Origin of the sequence: Promicromonospora sp. NPDC060271 (genome assembly GCF_042726755.1) — a bacterium.
In the GTDB taxonomy this organism is placed as follows: Bacteria; Actinomycetota; Actinomycetes; order Actinomycetales; family Cellulomonadaceae; genus Promicromonospora.
Map to the genome: position 1 here is coordinate 1 of NZ_JBHXBG010000137.1, position 14449 is coordinate 14449.

Annotated in this window: 14 protein-coding genes; 9 read left to right on the plus strand and 5 right to left on the minus strand. The window is 73.1% G+C overall.

All coding sequences use genetic code 11. From position 1 onward, the window contains the following. Positions 1–29: 29 nt before the first annotated feature. Positions 30–479 (minus strand): SRPBCC family protein, encoded by a 450-nt coding sequence (locus ACFWE2_RS18920; RefSeq protein ID WP_377225764.1) that lies wholly within the window; start codon positions 477–479, stop codon positions 30–32. A 124-nt stretch (positions 480–603) separates the two neighbouring features. Between ACFWE2_RS18920 and ACFWE2_RS18925 the strand changes: the two genes are divergently transcribed. From ACFWE2_RS18925 to ACFWE2_RS18935, 3 genes are all read left to right on the plus strand, one after another. Then, complete coding sequence (locus tag ACFWE2_RS18925) at positions 604–1578, plus strand: helix-turn-helix transcriptional regulator (RefSeq protein ID WP_377225765.1); 975 nt, start codon at positions 604–606, stop codon at positions 1576–1578. A gap of 51 nt (positions 1579–1629) precedes the next feature. Further along, a complete protein-coding gene (locus tag ACFWE2_RS18930) occupies positions 1630–2577 on the plus strand; it encodes a diacylglycerol/lipid kinase family protein (protein WP_377225766.1) in 948 nt (315 codons plus the stop codon). Positions 2578–2707: 130 nt separating this feature from the next. Beyond that, positions 2708–3034: a DUF5808 domain-containing protein gene (locus ACFWE2_RS18935; protein WP_377225767.1), complete on the plus strand. Its 327-nt coding sequence runs from the start codon at positions 2708–2710 to the stop codon at positions 3032–3034. A gap of 21 nt (positions 3035–3055) precedes the next feature. Here ACFWE2_RS18935 and ACFWE2_RS18940 read toward each other — a convergent pair whose 3' ends face one another. Then, positions 3056–4693, minus strand: a complete 1638-nt coding sequence (locus ACFWE2_RS18940; RefSeq protein ID WP_377225768.1) for a PH domain-containing protein — start codon at positions 4691–4693, stop codon at positions 3056–3058. Continuing rightward, on the minus strand, positions 4690–5211 hold the full coding sequence (locus ACFWE2_RS18945; RefSeq protein WP_377225769.1) for a PH domain-containing protein: 522 nt from the start codon (positions 5209–5211) through the stop codon (positions 4690–4692). The genes ACFWE2_RS18940 and ACFWE2_RS18945 overlap by 4 nt, the downstream gene beginning before the upstream one ends. Before the next feature lie 148 nt (positions 5212–5359). Between ACFWE2_RS18945 and ACFWE2_RS18950 the strand changes: the two genes are divergently transcribed. Then, the gene (locus ACFWE2_RS18950) at positions 5360–6688 is read left to right on the plus strand and encodes an FAD-binding oxidoreductase (RefSeq protein WP_377225770.1); all 1329 of its coding nucleotides are present in this window, start codon (positions 5360–5362) and stop codon (positions 6686–6688) included. Between the two features lie 24 nt (positions 6689–6712). Here the strand turns inward: ACFWE2_RS18950 and ACFWE2_RS18955 are convergent, their stop codons facing one another. Beyond that, positions 6713–7288 (minus strand): hypothetical protein, encoded by a 576-nt coding sequence (locus ACFWE2_RS18955; protein ID WP_377225771.1) that lies wholly within the window; start codon positions 7286–7288, stop codon positions 6713–6715. A 93-nt stretch (positions 7289–7381) separates the two neighbouring features. On the opposite strand from ACFWE2_RS18955, the gene ACFWE2_RS18960 reads away from it, so the two are divergent. The 4 genes from ACFWE2_RS18960 (at position 7382) to ACFWE2_RS18975 (ending at position 11631) form a co-directional block, all read left to right on the plus strand. After that, positions 7382–8290, plus strand: coding sequence for an alpha/beta fold hydrolase (locus tag ACFWE2_RS18960; protein ID WP_377225772.1), 909 nt, complete (start codon positions 7382–7384; stop codon positions 8288–8290). Between the two features lie 112 nt (positions 8291–8402). Beyond that, positions 8403–9875: an ABC transporter substrate-binding protein gene (locus tag ACFWE2_RS18965; protein ID WP_377225773.1), complete on the plus strand. Its 1473-nt coding sequence runs from the start codon at positions 8403–8405 to the stop codon at positions 9873–9875. Continuing rightward, complete coding sequence (locus tag ACFWE2_RS18970) at positions 9857–10789, plus strand: carbohydrate ABC transporter permease (protein WP_377225774.1); 933 nt, start codon at positions 9857–9859, stop codon at positions 10787–10789. The genes ACFWE2_RS18965 and ACFWE2_RS18970 overlap by 19 nt, the downstream gene beginning before the upstream one ends. Next, positions 10786–11631 carry a carbohydrate ABC transporter permease gene (locus ACFWE2_RS18975; RefSeq protein ID WP_377225775.1) on the plus strand — a complete coding sequence of 282 codons (846 nt, stop codon included), beginning with the start codon at positions 10786–10788 and terminating at the stop codon, positions 11629–11631. The genes ACFWE2_RS18970 and ACFWE2_RS18975 overlap by 4 nt, the downstream gene beginning before the upstream one ends. On the opposite strand, the gene ACFWE2_RS18980 is transcribed toward ACFWE2_RS18975, so the two are convergent. Then, positions 11628–13292, minus strand: a complete 1665-nt coding sequence (locus ACFWE2_RS18980; protein ID WP_377225776.1) for a thiamine pyrophosphate-binding protein — start codon at positions 13290–13292, stop codon at positions 11628–11630. The two genes, ACFWE2_RS18975 and ACFWE2_RS18980, sit on opposite strands and share 4 nt — an antisense overlap. A 283-nt stretch (positions 13293–13575) precedes the next feature. Between ACFWE2_RS18980 and ACFWE2_RS18985 the strand changes: the two genes are divergently transcribed. After that, complete coding sequence (locus ACFWE2_RS18985) at positions 13576–14382, plus strand: hypothetical protein (RefSeq protein ID WP_377225777.1); 807 nt, start codon at positions 13576–13578, stop codon at positions 14380–14382. Positions 14383–14449 lie beyond the last annotated feature (67 nt).

Sequence of the window (14449 nt, forward strand, 5' to 3'; positions counted from 1 at the left end):
GCCCCGGGACGGCCGGTCCTGGGAACAGGTCAGCTCACGTCGCCGCGCCAGGCGCCCGTCTCGGTGCCGCGCGACTCGATGAACTCCTTGAACCGGTCGAGGTCACCCTGCACCCGGCGGTCGTCGAAGTTCAGGGCGCTGCCCACCTTCTCGGTGGCGTTGTCGGGCTCCCAGTCGAGCTGCACGGTGACGCGGGTCTGGTCGTCCTGCAGCCGGTGGAACGTCACCACGCCGGCCTGCTGCGGCCCGGTCCTGCTCGTCCACGCGACCCGCTCGTCCGGATGCTGCTCCGTGATCTCGGCGTCGAACTCCCGCTCGACGCCGCCCACCTTCGTCTTCCAGTGGGTATGGGTCGGGTCGAGCTGGCGGATCTCCTCGACGCCCTCCATGAACCGGGGGAACTCCTCGAACTGCGTCCACTGGTTGTAGGCGGTGCGGACGGGAACCTGCACGTCGATCGACTTCGTGATGCTGGTCACGAGGCTCTCCTTTCGTCGGGTTCCTTCACCGTGACCCGGCCGGGACTCACTCGCACGTGCGCCGGGCACCGCTCCGGGCACGCCGTCCGGGCACGCCCTCCGGACCTGGCCGTAGCCTGCACGTGTGCCCTCCGAGATCAGCCCCACCGCGCGTGCGCTCCGCGCGCTGGAGGTCCTGCAGACCCGCCCCGGCACGACGGCGAACGAGCTCGCCGACCGGCTGGGTGTCACCGAACGGGCCGCCCGGCGCTACGTCGAGATCCTGCGCGAGGCCGGCATCCCCGTCTCCTCGGCCCGCGGGCCGCACGGCGGCTACCGCCTCGGCCGCGGGACCCGGCTCCCGCCCGTCACGTTCACCCAGACCGAGGCGCTCGGCCTGGTCATGGCGGTGCTCGACGGCCACCCCGACGCCGGCGGCGACGACCTCGTCGACACCGCGCTCGGCAAGGTGATCCGGGCACTGCCCGAGGACGTCGGCAGGCAGGCCGCCGCCCTGCGCGAGCACGCGTCCGCCGCGCCCGACCGGTTCGCCGCCCGCCCCGACACGACGGTCACCAGCGAGCTGGTCGCCGCGATCGCAGCCCGACGGCGCGTGCTTGTCACCTACCGCGGCGAGTCCGGCAGCGAGTGGGTCGCCGAGGTGGACCCGTGGGCCGTCGTCGTGCGCTACGGGCGCTGGTACCTCCTGTGCCACTCCCACCGCGCAGACGCGACCCGCACCTACCGCGTCGACAGGGTCCACGCGGTCGAGCACACCGACCAGGGGTTCGCGCCGCCGGACGGCCTCGATCCCGTTGCCGCGCTCGAGGAGCACCTGGGCACCGGATGGCAGTTCACCACCCGCGTCGTGTTCGACGCCCCGCTCGCCGACGTCGCCCCATGGGTCGGGGCACAGATGGGCCGCCTCGAAGCGGCCGACGACGGGTGCGTGCTGGTCGGCAGCACCCGCAACCCCGCGATGTACGCGCAGGAATGGCTCGCGAGCGTGCCCTACCCCTTCCGGGTCGAGGGCGGGCCGGAGCTCCAGGAGGCGGTCAGGGCGCTCGCCCGGCGGTTCGCCGCGGCAGTGCCGGACCCGCCGGGCCTGTTGGAACCGTGAGCCCCCGGGCTTGGGGTCGAGCCGCCGGACCGGCTGTGGAAACATGCGGCCATGAGCGCACAACGCGTCTGCATCATCTGGAACCCGGTCAAGACGACCAGGGCCGACCTCGAGTCCGGGCTCGACCGGGCGGTCTCCGCCGCCGAGACGGCCGTCGAGACCATCTGGTTCGAGACGAGCGAGGACGACGCCGGCCAGGGCGTCACGGCGCAGGCGCTCGCGGCGGGCGCCGACCTGCTGGTGGTCGCCGGCGGGGACGGGACCGTGCGAGCCGTCGCCGAACGTCTCGCGGAGGCGGGCACTACCGCGGAGCTGGCGATCGTCCCGCTCGGCACCGGGAACCTCCTGGCCCGGAACCTCGGCGTGCCGCTCAACGACATCCCCGGCGCCCTGACCCGGGCGTTCGGTGGCGAGGCGCGGGCCATCGACATCGGCTGGCTGGAGATCGAGCTCGCCGGCGGGCCCGAACGCCACGCGTTCGCGGTGATGGCGGGGTTCGGCCTCGACGCGCACATGATCACGGAGACCGACGACGACCTCAAGGACAAGGTCGGCTGGCTGGCCTACGTGGAGTCGATGGGACGCGCGCTCGCCGCGAGCGGAACCCTCGAGGTCCGGATCACCGCGGACGGCCAGGCGCACGGCGGGGACAGCGTGCACACGCTGCTCGTCGGCAACTGCGGCACGCTCCAGGGCGGCTTCAACCTGCTGCCCGACGCCGACCCGTCCGACGGCGAGCTCGACCTGCTCCTCCTGAGCGCGGACGGCGCAGCCGGCTGGCTCGACACCGTGCGGAACCTCGTCTGGGACAACGGGATCAAGCGCCTCGCGACGGGCGGCAAGGTGGCCGAGAGCAGCGACAGCGCCACGCACCTGAGGGTGCGGAGCCTGCGGCTCGAGCTCATGGAGCCGCGGGTCTTCGAGATCGACGGCGAGGACCTCGGGGAGGCCACCCGGGTCGCCGTCACCATCCAGCCGGGCGCCGTCCGGGTCCGCTGAGCCCGCCCGTGCTGGGCCGTCGCCCGTTGCACGAGCCAGTGGCGGGCGCTTGCCCCAGGATGGTCGTGCAGGGCCGACGCCGAAGGCTGGACCGGGCGCGGCCGACACCGAGAGCACTGGAGGCACCACGATGGGGCGCAAGAAGCACACCGGCCACGGCGAGAAGGCGGCGCACGGCGGCGGAGGGCTCAAGAAGTTCCTCACGCTCGTCGCGATCGCGCTGACGGCCGCGGCGGTCGTGAAGGAGCTGCGCAGGCCGAAGGAGGAGCGCACCTGGCACGGCAAGATCGCTTCGGTCGTCCCGTACGAGCTGCGCGTCCCGACCCTGGAGCGCGCCAGGGAACGGCTCTGGAACCCCGACGCCGAGCACGTCGTCGGGCCGCGCGTGTTCGGTGTCGGCTGGAGCGTGAACATGGGCAAGGCCGTCGCCGTGGTGCGGCAGAAGGTCGGCGTCTGACCCGTCGGCTCGGCGGAGCCGTCAGCCCCGCGTGGCCCCCGGCTCGGCGACGGCGTCGACGGCGTCGACCGCACTGTCGATGAACGGCCGTAGCAGGCCGGGGACGGCGGCGTCCGCGAGGGCGAGGCCGTCCGCCTCGGCCGCGTCGTGGACGGCGTACGCGCCGGTGCCCGCTGCGGTGGTGGCGACGACGGTGACGAGCCCGGCCCGGCGCTGGAACCACGACTGCCGGACGGTCCAGCCCACGATGCCGCGCCGCTGGAGCGCCACCGTCGCGCGCCGGACGGTGCCGCTGCGTGCCACCAGGTAGCCGGCCGGGTACGCACCGGTGAGGGTGTGGCCGAGGGCGCGGTAGGCGTCGTTCGCCAGCACGACCGCCACGGGGAACAGGACGAGAGCGCTGATCCACGCGACGTGGAGCAGCACGGGCGTGAGCAGCGCCCCGAGCACGAGCACCACCGCCTCGACCGCGAGCACCGTGCCGAGCGCCCAGCGCAGCCGGCGTCCGCGGGCAGCCTCCGGGTGCGGCGTGAGGGGCGCCGACGTCGGCGGCGTCGGCTCGCGGAGCACCCTCGCGGCCACCTGGTCGGCGAGCCCCTTCGGCGTGGTGGGCAGGAGGGTTCGGCTCTCCGTCTTGTCCTCGTCGTCCGTCGTGAGCCCGGTGGCGACGGCGTCGACACGCGCGCCGCCGGCCAGCCGGGCGGCGAGCGGCTCGACCACCTCCAGGCCCCGGAGCCTGGACTCCTCCAGCGTGATCGACCGGGTGGTGAGCAGGCCACGCCGCACCTGCAGCGTGCCGTCGGTCTGGCGGTCCAGCGTGTGGTTCCACCAGGTCTCGACCCAGAGCGCGACGGTGGCCACGCCGCCGACGAGGAGCAGCCCCACGGCCAGCGCGAGGGCAACGAGCAGCACCGGGGCCAGACCGAACCACGACCCGACGACGTCGAACACCCGCTGCTGCATCCCGAACCACTCGGCGACCTGGATCGTGCCGCCGCCCGCGGCGGCACCGAGCGCGGGGGTGAGGAAGGACAGCGGGGCGAAGCGGATCCACCCGCGGTCGAACCGGGCCAGCGACCCGTCGGCCGGGTCCGCGCCGCCGTCGGCGTCCGGTCGCGCGGCGTGCGCCAGCAGGGTGGCGCGCAGCGCCTCGGCGGACGCGCGGCGCACCGGCCAGAGCGTGACGGTGCCCTCGGCCCCCGCCTTCTCGCCGGTGCCCACGCGCACGGTCACCGCGCCGAGCACGCGCAGCACCAGGTCCGCGGTGAGGTCGACCGAGCGGATCCGCTCCCTGCGCAGGGCAAGACGCTTGCGGAACACGACGCCGGTGTGCACGTGGAACCGTTCGGCGTCGACGCGGTAGCTCGTGACGCGCCACATCCACTCGCCGGAGGCGGCCCCTGCGGCGGTGATGACGACGAAGGCGGGCAGGACCCAGGTCAGGGCCGTCCCGACGGTCCCGCCGACGGCCAGCCAGTAGCCCGTGATGAGCGCCGCGCCCGCGGTGGGAAGGGCGGTGTAGACCCCGCCGGCGAGGAAGGCCCTGCGGTCCAGCCGCTCCCACGCGGGGTCGTCGGCTAGAGGCTCGTCGGCCACCGGGTCGTCGGCCAGAGGGCCGTCGGCCACCAGGTAGTCGGGGCTCAGGTCGTCCGCGCTCACGTCGCGTCCTCGGGGGTGGCCTGCGTGGCGACGGTGAGCTCGGCGGCGAGGTCGGCGGCCGTCTCGGCGTCGAGCCCCTCGACCTTCACCGCACCCTTCGCGGACGCCGTCGTCACCGTGAGCGTCGCCAGGCCGAAGCGCTGCTCCAGCGGTCCGCGGACCGTGTCGACGGTCTGGATCCGGGACAGCGGCGCGACCCGCCACTCCTGGAAGAACCAGCCGGTGCGCGTGTAGACCGCCTCCTCGGTGACCTCCCAGCGGTGATGGCGGAACCACAGCCGGGGGAGGGCGACGGTGGCGAGCACACCCAGGACGGCGAGGATCCCGGCGGGGACGAGCAGCCATCCGCGGGCGGGCTCGATGAGCAGGCCCAGCACGCCGAGGGTCACCACGGGGACCGCCGTCCACAGCAGGAGCTGCACCGACCACCAGCCGACGGCGCGTGGGTCCACCGCATGCCGTGGCGGGCGCAGGCGCAGGAGTGGATCCGGACTCTCGTCGATCATCGGCGCGGTCACGGCCCCATGGTCCCAAGCGGGACCGGCGGCGGCAATGTCATTCGGGGCCGTTCGGGTCCGGCCGGCTGCGATGAGTCCGTCCCGCTCGGCCGGTCTGCCGTTGACCGGGGCGCCCGCACGAGGGGCCCCGCTCGAGGAGGAGCAAAGCATGGACACGATGGACGGCTCCACGGCGCAGGGGCTCGACGTCCGGCGCCCTGGCGACGCCGGGTTCGACGAGGCGTGCGCGGTGTGGAACGCGATGGTCGACCACCGGCCGGCGCTGATCGTCCGCTGCCGGCAGGCCGGCGACGTGGTGGCGGCCCTCGCCCTGGCGCGGCGGGAGGGCCTTGAGGTCGGCGTCCGCTGCGGGGGCCACAGCGTCGTCGGGCACGGCGTCCCCGAGGGTGGCCTGATGATCGACCTGACGCCGATGGGCGCGGTCCGGGTGGACCCGGAGCGCAAGCGGGCGTGGGTGCAGGGCGGCGCCCTGCTGGGCGCGCTCGACGCCGCGACGCAGCCGTACGGGCTCGCCACGACGGCGGGCAACGTGTCGCACACGGGCGTCGGCGGGCTCACCCTGGGCGGCGGCATGGGCTGGCTGGCCCGGCGGTGCGGTCTGGCCTGCGACAACGTCGTCTCCTACGAGGTGGTCACGGCGGCAGGTGACGTGATCCGCGCATCGGCCGACGAGCGGCCCGACCTGTTCTGGGCGCTGCGCGGCGGGGGCGGCAACTTCGGCGTCGTCACCGAGTTCGAGTTCCGGCTGCACGACGTCGGCACCCGCGCGCTGAGCGTCGAGCTCGACTTCCCGGTCGGGGGAGCCGTGCCGACCGTCGCCCGGTGGCGCGACCTCGCCGCGGCGGCCCCGCGGGCGGCCACCTACACCGCCGGCGTGCACGACGGCGTGGTGGCGCTCGGCCTCGTCTGGGTCGGCGACGTAGCGGAGGGACTCGCTCACGCGGCGGAGCTCGAGTCCGCGCTCGGGACGCCGGTGGCTCGCCGCGTCGAGGAGCTGTCCTACCTGGACCTCCAGACCCGGGAGGACAGCACGGCCGGTCACGCCGTTCGGCGCTACTGGAAGGGGCACTACGTCACCGACCTGTCCCTCGGCGCGACAGCGGCACTGCTCGCCACCGAACCCGGCGTCCGGGCGGGACTCCAGGCCTACGGCGGCGCCATCGCCGACGTGCCGGACGACGCCGCCGCGTTCAGCCAGCGGGCCACCCGCTTCGAGTACGTCGCGGCCACCGGCTGGACCGACCCGGCTGAGGACGCCGACAGGATCGCGGCGGCCCGGGCCAGCGCGACCCGGCTCGAACCCTTCGCCAGCGGCGTCTACGTCAACGTGCTCGGCGACGACGGCGCGGCCGGCGTCCAGCGGGCCTACCCGCCCGCGAAGCTCGCGCGCCTCGCCGCGGTCAAGGCCGTCTACGACCCGGACAACGTCTTCCACCTCAACCAGAACATCCTGCCGGCGGCGGAACCCGCCCGGTGATGCGCCGACCCCGCCGGGCGACCGTCATTCCTCGCCGAACGAGCCCGCGAACTCCTCGATCGCGCTGACGACCTCGTCGAGGATCGCGAGGTTCTCGGCCCGGGTGCCCGGCACCTCGAGGCTGTGGTCGGCGTCCTCGACCTCGAGGACGTCGGCCTCCGAGCCGTCCACGAGCTCGCCGTCCCACAGGGGGTCGGCGGTGCCGCCGACCAGCAGGTGGTCCTCGTCCAGCTCGGCGGCCGTCTCCCGGACGTCGGGCGCCTGCTCGCTGGTGAGCACTGGGGTGAGCCAGACGCCCGGCAGGCCGAGGCGGACCGCCGTCGGCATGGCGAGCGTGCCGAGGGACTTGGCCACGACCAGGTGCAGCGCTTCCTCGCCCGGCGCGCCGCGGCCGTCGAGGACCTCCGCGTACGCCTCACGCGCCGTGCCGAAGGACGGCCTGGCCGCCCACTCCAGGGTGCGGACCGTCCAGCCCAGGTCGCGCAGCGCACTGCGCGTGTACCAGAGCAGGGGGCCCATGGCGGTGTAGCCGCTCCCGGGCAGGACCGTGACGACGCGGGCCGGGTCGGCTTCGGCGACGTACAGGTCGTAGGCGGTCACCCGTTCATCATGGCAGGTTCGGCTCGGCGGAGGGGGCCGCTGCCGCGCCGCGCGCCGTTGCGAGCCGGTCGAAGGCTCGCGATGGTGAGAATCATGGAGATATCACCCCCGCACCACGCCGAAACGGACCGCGCCGTCCGCCACCGCACACTCGACCTGGACGGCGTGCGGGTGTTCTACCGCGAGGCCGGACCCCCGGACGGGCCCGTGCTCCTCCTCCCGCACGGCTATCCGTGCTCGTCGTACGAGTTCCGCGGCCTGATGCCTGCGCTCGCCGACCGCTGGCGCACGATCGCCCCCGACTTCCCGGGATTCGGGTACAGCGGTACGCCCGGTCCGGCGACCTTCGACTACTCCTTCGACGGGTACGCGGGCTTCCTCGACGCGTTCTGCACCCGGCTGGGCCTGGACCGGTACGCGCTGTACCTGCACGACTACGGCTCCCAGATCGGGCTGCGCCTGGCCATCCGGGCGCCCCGGCGCGTGGCCGCGCTGATCATCCAGAACGGCGACATCTACGAGGACGAGCTGGGGCCGAAGTACCAGGGGCTGCGGGACTACTGGAAGAACCCGACGCCCGAGGGCCGCGCGGTGCTGGAGAACGCGGTGACCGAGGAGGGGTTCCGCGAGGAGTTCCGCAACGACGTGCGCGACGAGCTGGCCGAGCGCATCCCGCCCGAGCTGTGGACGGTGGCCTGGGCGCAGCTGAGGACCCCCGAACGCCGCGGCATCATGGTGGGCCTGATGGAGGGGCTGCGCGAGAACCTCGACTGGTTCCCGCGCTACCAGGCGTACCTGCGCGAGCACCGCCCCCCGACGCTGATCGCCTGGGGCCCGCAGGACGGCTACATGCCGGAGGGGTCGGCGCGGGCCTACCTGCGCGACCTGCCGGACGCCGAGCTGCACCTCCTCGACGGCGGCCACTGGCTGCTGGAGACGAACCTCGACGAGGTCGTCGCCCTGACGCGCGACTTCCTCGGGCGCGTGCACGGCAGGTCCTGACGGCGCTCAGCGGGCGAGAACCGCTTCTCGTGCGAGTGCCCCGGCCCGGGCACACCATGATCCCGGACCGGCCGTCGAGCGACGCCGGTAGCCCGCACGGAGGAGGATCACCATGCCCGCGTTACGTCAGCACCTCGTCCGTCCGCCCCGCGCCCCCGAGCCCCGCGCAGCCGCGCCCCGCGCGGCAAGGTCCGGCGCTCGTCGTACCGCGGGCCCGGTCGCGACCGGGCTCCTCGCCCTGCTGCTCGGGACGGCGGGCTGTGCCACCGGGATCGGTGCGGAGGACGGGGCAGGGTCCGACGTCGACTTCGGGGCCTCGCCGTCGCCCGGCGGCACGCTCCAGGTCATGGGGTTCGGCACGGGTGACGAGATCGGCGAGGTGCGGCACGAACGCGCGGTCGAGGCGGTCGGCATCGACGTCAAGCTGTCCGAGGGGGCACTGGACCCGCAGGCGTTCCTGTCCGCCGCCGCTGCGGGCAACCCGCCCGACCTGATCTACGCCGAGCGCGACCAGATCGGTACGTTCGCCTCGCGCGGCGCGATCCTGCCGCTGTCCGCCTGCGTCGAGGAGCAGGGGATCGACACCGACGCGTTCGTCGACCCCGCCCTGGCCGAGGTGACCTTCGACGACGAGGTCTACGGCATCCCCGAGTTCAACATGGTGCAGATCACCATGGCCAACGCCGACCTGCTCGGCGACGAGGACCTGAGCCTCGCCGACGTCGACGGGTCGGACCCGGACGCCGTGCTGGCCGCCACCGAGGCGATGACGCGGCGCGAGGGCGGCAAGCTCTCCGTCATCGGCGTCGACTCCAAGCTGCCGGAGTTCCTGCCGCTGTGGGCCAAGGGCCGCGGCGCCGATCTCCTGTCCGAGGACGGCCGCACCGCGCAGCTCGACGACGACGCCGTGGTGCAGGCGCTCGAGGACGCGGTGGCCGTCTACGACGCCCAGGGCGGGTTCCCCGCCGTGAAGACGTACCGCGACTCCGCGGACTTCTTCGGCGAGGGCAACCAGTTCGCCACCGGACAGCTCGGCGCCATGGCGATGGAGCAGTGGTACGTCAACGTCCTGGCCGAGAGCTCCCCGGACGCCCCGCTGGCCTTCGGCCCCGTCAAGGGCCCCGACGGCGAGGTGCACGCCTTCGCGACCGGTTCGGCCTGGGCGATCCCCGTCGGGGCGAAGGACCCGGCCGCCGCCTGCGCGTACGCCGCCCGCATGACCGAGACCGAGGCCTGGGCCGAGGCCGCGCAGGCCCGCGCGGACGCGCGCGAGGCCGACGGGCTGGTGTTCACCGGCGTCCTGACCGGCAACGAGGAGGCCGACGCCCAGATCCGCGAGACGCTGGTTCCCGCCGACCCGCCGGCGCCCTGGGGCGACGCCATCGACGCGATGTACGAGGCCAACGACCACACGTTCACGCTGCCCGCCAACCCCGCCGGAGCCGAGTTCGAGACCGCGTGGCAGGACGCCGTCAACCGCGTGCTCAACGGACAGCAGGAACCCGCACAGGCGCTGGCCCAGGCGCAGGAGGAAGCACAGTCCGCCCTCGACGAGGCGTGGGCGACATGGGACGAGAAGCAGTGACGGCTGCTCGCCCCAGCGCACGCGCCCGCCGCGAGCGCAACGCCGGCCTGGCGTTCATCAGCCCCTGGATCGTCGGCTTCCTGGTCTTCACGGCCTGGCCGATCCTCTACAGCGCCTACCTCTCCCTGACGGACTACGACGTGCTGACCGACCCGTCGTTCGTCGGCCTGGAGAACTACGAGCGCATGGCCGTCGACCCGCAGGTGCGCCTCGCGCTGTGGAACACGCTCGAGTACACGGTCGTCCAGGTGCCCCTGTACGTGCTGGTCGCCCTCGCGCTCGCGCTGCTGCTGCACCAGGCGGGACGCGCTTCCGGGTTCTTCCGCACGGCGTTCTTCGTACCGAAGATGACGCCGCCGGTCGCCGTCGGGGTGCTGTTGCTCCTGCTGTTCAACGGTGAGTACGGCCTGGTGAACGAGGTGCTCGGCGCCGTGGGCATCAACGGGCCGAGCTGGACCACCGACCCCGACTGGATCAAGCCAGGCCTCGCGCTGGTCAGCCTCTGGTCGGTCGGCGCGGCCGTCGTCATCCTGCTGGCCGCGCTGCAGGACGTGCCCGTCGAGCTGTACGACGCCGCCCGCGTCGACGGCGCCGGCTGGTGGCGCAGCACCCGCACCGTCACGCTGCCCATGATCAGCGGCGCCCTGTTCTTCGTCACGGTGGTCAACACCATCGCCGCGTTCCAGATGTTCACCGAGGCCTACTCGGCGTACTTCGGCGCGGGGAACTCGACCTACGCCAACGACGCCGCCCTGTTCTACGTGATCTACCTGTTCCGCGAGGGCTTCGCCGAGCTGCACATGGGCTACGCCTCCGCCCTCGCGTGGCTCCTGTTCGTGGTGATCATGCTCGTCACCGCCGTGCAGCTCCTCGTGTCGCGCCGGCTCGTCTACTACGAGGCGGAGCAGCGATGACCGCCGCACGCCGCGGCCGGCGCTGGGCGCGCGTCCCGGTCCTCGTCGCCCTGGTCGCGCTGACCCTCGTCTTCGTCTACCCGTTGGTGTGGCTCCTGTCGGCGTCGTTCAAGCCGCGGGGCGAGATCTTCGACAACCGGCTCGTACCGCTGCACCCCACGCTCGAGAACTACCTCACCGTGTGGGAGTCCGCGCCGCTCGCCCTGTGGCTCGGCAACACCCTCGTCGTGACGGCGCTCGCGGCCACGACCGTGACGGTCTCCAGCGCGCTGGTCGCGTGGGGCTTCGCGCACTACCGGTTCCGCTGGCGGGGCCCGTTGTTCGGGGTGGTGCTCGCGACGATGATGCTGCCGGGGGCCGTCACGCTCATCCCGACCTATCTGATCTGGCACCGGCTGGGGTTCGTGGGCACCAACGTGCCGCTGTGGGCGGGCAACCTCTTCGCGAGCGCGTTCTACGTGTTCCTGCTGCGGCAGTTCTTCCTGAGCCTGCCCCGGGAGCCCTTCGAGGCGGCCCGGCTCGACGGCGCGAGCGAGTGGCGGCTGTTCTGGCTGATCGCGGTGCCGCTGTGCCGGCCGGCGCTCGTGCTGACGTTCCTCTTCGAGGCGCAGGCGTCCTGGACGGACCTGATGCGCCCGCTGGTGTACCTGCAGGACTCGGCGACGTTCACGGTGCCGCGCGGGCTCAAGGCGGTGATCGACCAGTTCGGCCCGGGCGGCGAGTCGCAGTGGGAGGTGGTCGTCACGGCGTCGGTCATCACCACCGTGCCGATGATCCTGTTGTTCTTCGCGGGGCAGCGGTACTTCGTGCAGGGGATCGCGACGACCGGGTCGAAGGGTTAGCGCGCGCGGTTCGCCCGCAGGATCTCCTCCTGGTACGGGGCGACGACGTCCCCCGAGACCCGGCAGTCGAGCAGCAGGAAGCGGCGGTCGGCGACGGGTTCGGCGGCCCAGGCCGCGAGGCGGTCCAGGTCGGCGAGCGAGCGGACGACGACGCCCTCCGCGCCGACCGCCTCCGCGAGCGCCGCGAAGTCGGTCTCGGGGATGAGCATCGGCTCCTTCGTGATGCCCTGCCGTCCGTAGACGTGCACCTCGGCGCCGTAGGCGGCGTCGTTCCAGACGACGGTGATGCCCCGCCCGCCTGCGGTGCGCACCGCGGTCTCGAGGTCGGCGAGCGCCATCAGCCCGCCGCCGTCGCCGGTGGTGAGCACGACGGCGTCGTCGGGCCGGGCCGCCGCGGCACCCGGCACGCTGGGGAAGCCGAGCCCGATGGACTGGTAGGCGGTGCCGACCATCACCATGCGGTCGGGGGAGGCGACCGGCCAGTACATGTTGGCCCAGCCGATGAAGTGCCCGCCGTCCGAGACGACCACCCGTTCAGCCGGCAGCAGGTCGGCGAGGCGGTGCGCGACGGCGCGCGGGTCGAGGCGCCCGTCGGGGGCGATCCCGTCGGCGGGGCCGGTGTCGTAGCGCCGGGCCGCCGCGACGTCCACCGTCTCGCGCCAGCCGGACGGCTTGGCGGCCAGCGTGTTCAGCTCGGCGAGGAGGATGCGGGTCACGAGGGCGGCGTCGCCCCGGACGAAGCCTCCGACGTGCCGGTGCGTCGCGGCGGGCGCGGTGTCGATCTGGACCACGCGGGTGCCCGGCGCGAACAGGTCGCCGAACCGCATGGTGAACTGGTTGAGCGAGGCCCCGACCACGACGGCGACGTCGGCCTCGCGGACCAGCTCCATCGCCCGCTCGGCGCCGAAGCCGCCCGCGACGCCCAGGTCGTACCGGCCGTCGGGGAAGACTCCCCGGCCCAGTGCGGTGGTCACGGTCAGCGCTCCGGTCGCCTCCGCGAGGTCGCCGAGTGCCGGACCCGCGCCGGCCAGCCAGGCGCCGCGCCCGGCGAGCAGCAGCGGCCGCTCGGCGGTGGCGAGGTGCTTGGCGAGGTCGGTGATGGCGGCGGCGTCGAACGGCCCGGTCGGGGCCATGGGCGCGGGAAGAGCAGGCTCCGGCGCGTCGGGGATGGGCCCGGCCTCCAGCGCGGCGACGTCGTAGGGGATGGCCAGCACCACGGGCACGCGGTAGGTCAGTGAGTGCTCGATGGCGATGACGCTCGTGGCCGCGGCGTCCGCGCGGCCGACGGTATAGGTGCGGGCGCCGACGGCGGCCGCGAGCGCGATCTGGTCCACGTCCCAGGGCCGCGGGCCCGACGTCGGCTCGTCGCCGGCCAGCAGCACGAGCGGCACGCGGGCGGCTGCGGCCTCGGCGAGCGCGGTCAGCGCGTTGGTGAACCCGGCGCCGTAGGTGGCTGTGGCGGCGGCGATGCGGCCCGACGCGCGGAAGTGGGCGTCGGCGGCGACCACACCACCCGCCTCGTGGCGGACGGCGGTGAACCGGGCCCGCGTCGAGCGGGTGAGGTCGTCGAGGAACCAGGCGTTGCCGTTGCCCATGACGCCGAAGACGTGGTCGACGTGGCGGGCGACGGTACGGGCGACGTGTGCGGACACGGTGGGCACGGGGGCCTCCAGGGAAACAGTGACGGATGAGTGGTGCGGTCCGTATGTGTCCCGTGCGGCCCGGCTCGCGGGCCGCCGCGCGCCCCTTTTTCGAGCGCAGGCGGTTCGTCCGCCTTGACGCTTCGAAGTATAGCTACGCCCCCTCGGTGCGGAAGCGCTTCGACGGGTTCATGTCAAACCATGGACATTTCTGAAAGTTCACCCCATCATTGGTTTCACCCGCTTTTCAGCGGATTTCGTCGGACCAATGGGGGTCCGCCGGGACCTGACCGAAAGGACCGAGATGCGTCAGAGTCGAACCGCATCGATCAAACATCGGATCACCGGAGTCGTCGCCGCGCTGTGCCTCGCCGTTGTTCCGGTCGTGGCCACCGCCGCGCCGGCTCAGGCCGCGAGCACCTGTGCGAGCGGCGGCAACATCGCGATGGGCAAGTACTACGTCGTCAACAACCTCTGGGGCAGCGGGTCCGGCTCCGGGTGGCAGTGCGTGTGGGACAACTGGCAGTCCGGTGACACGGTCGGCTGGGGCACCAACTGGAGCTGGACCGGGCAGTCCAACTCGGTCAAGAGCTACTCCAGCATCATCCTCGGCTGGCACTGGGGATGGCAGCGGCCGGGCACGGAGCTCCCCGTGCAGCTGAGCGCCAACCGCAGCATCCCGACCACCTGGAACTACAACGTCACCGGCTCTGGCACCATGAACGTCGCCTATGACCTGTGGCTGCACCCGATCTCCAACCCCGGCTCGTCGAACAACCCCAGCGACGAGATCATGATCTGGCCCTACAGGTCGGGCGGCGCGGGGCCTGCCGGCACGCGCCAGGCGACCGTCAACATCGGGGGCGGGACCTGGGACCTGTACCGGGGCTGGATCGACGCAGGCAACGGCACCGGGTGGAACGTGTTCTCGTTCGTCCGCACCTCGAACACGAGCTCGGTGAACCTCAACCTGCGCGACTTCACCGGCAACCTCGTGAACCGGGGCTGGCTCGGCAGCAACAAGTACCTCACCAGCGTCCAGGCCGGTACGGAGGTCTTCACCGGTAACGGCCAGCTCGACACCAACAGCTACTGGGTGGACGTCCAGTAACACCACCGGCCCCACAGCGGCCGCGAGGTAGAGCGCTTGTCCGGGTCTTCCTGGAGCACCCGGGGAG

What these genes read in the sequence shown, in the direction of transcription:
- ACFWE2_RS18930 (WP_377225766.1), top strand. Translation starts at nt 1,630, where the DNA reads ATGAGCGCACAACGCGTCTGCATCATCTGGAACCCGGTCAAGACGACC.
- ACFWE2_RS18935 (WP_377225767.1), top strand. Translation starts at nt 2,708, where the DNA reads ATGGGGCGCAAGAAGCACACCGGCCACGGCGAGAAGGCGGCGCACGGC.
- ACFWE2_RS18950 (WP_377225770.1), top strand. Translation starts at nt 5,360, where the DNA reads ATGGACACGATGGACGGCTCCACGGCGCAGGGGCTCGACGTCCGGCGC.
- ACFWE2_RS18960 (WP_377225772.1), top strand. Translation starts at nt 7,382, where the DNA reads ATGGAGATATCACCCCCGCACCACGCCGAAACGGACCGCGCCGTCCGC.
- ACFWE2_RS18965 (WP_377225773.1), top strand. Translation starts at nt 8,403, where the DNA reads ATGCCCGCGTTACGTCAGCACCTCGTCCGTCCGCCCCGCGCCCCCGAG.
- ACFWE2_RS18970 (WP_377225774.1), top strand. Translation starts at nt 9,857, where the DNA reads ATGGGACGAGAAGCAGTGACGGCTGCTCGCCCCAGCGCACGCGCCCGC.
- ACFWE2_RS18975 (WP_377225775.1), top strand. Translation starts at nt 10,786, where the DNA reads ATGACCGCCGCACGCCGCGGCCGGCGCTGGGCGCGCGTCCCGGTCCTC.
- ACFWE2_RS18985 (WP_377225777.1), top strand. Translation starts at nt 13,576, where the DNA reads ATGCGTCAGAGTCGAACCGCATCGATCAAACATCGGATCACCGGAGTC.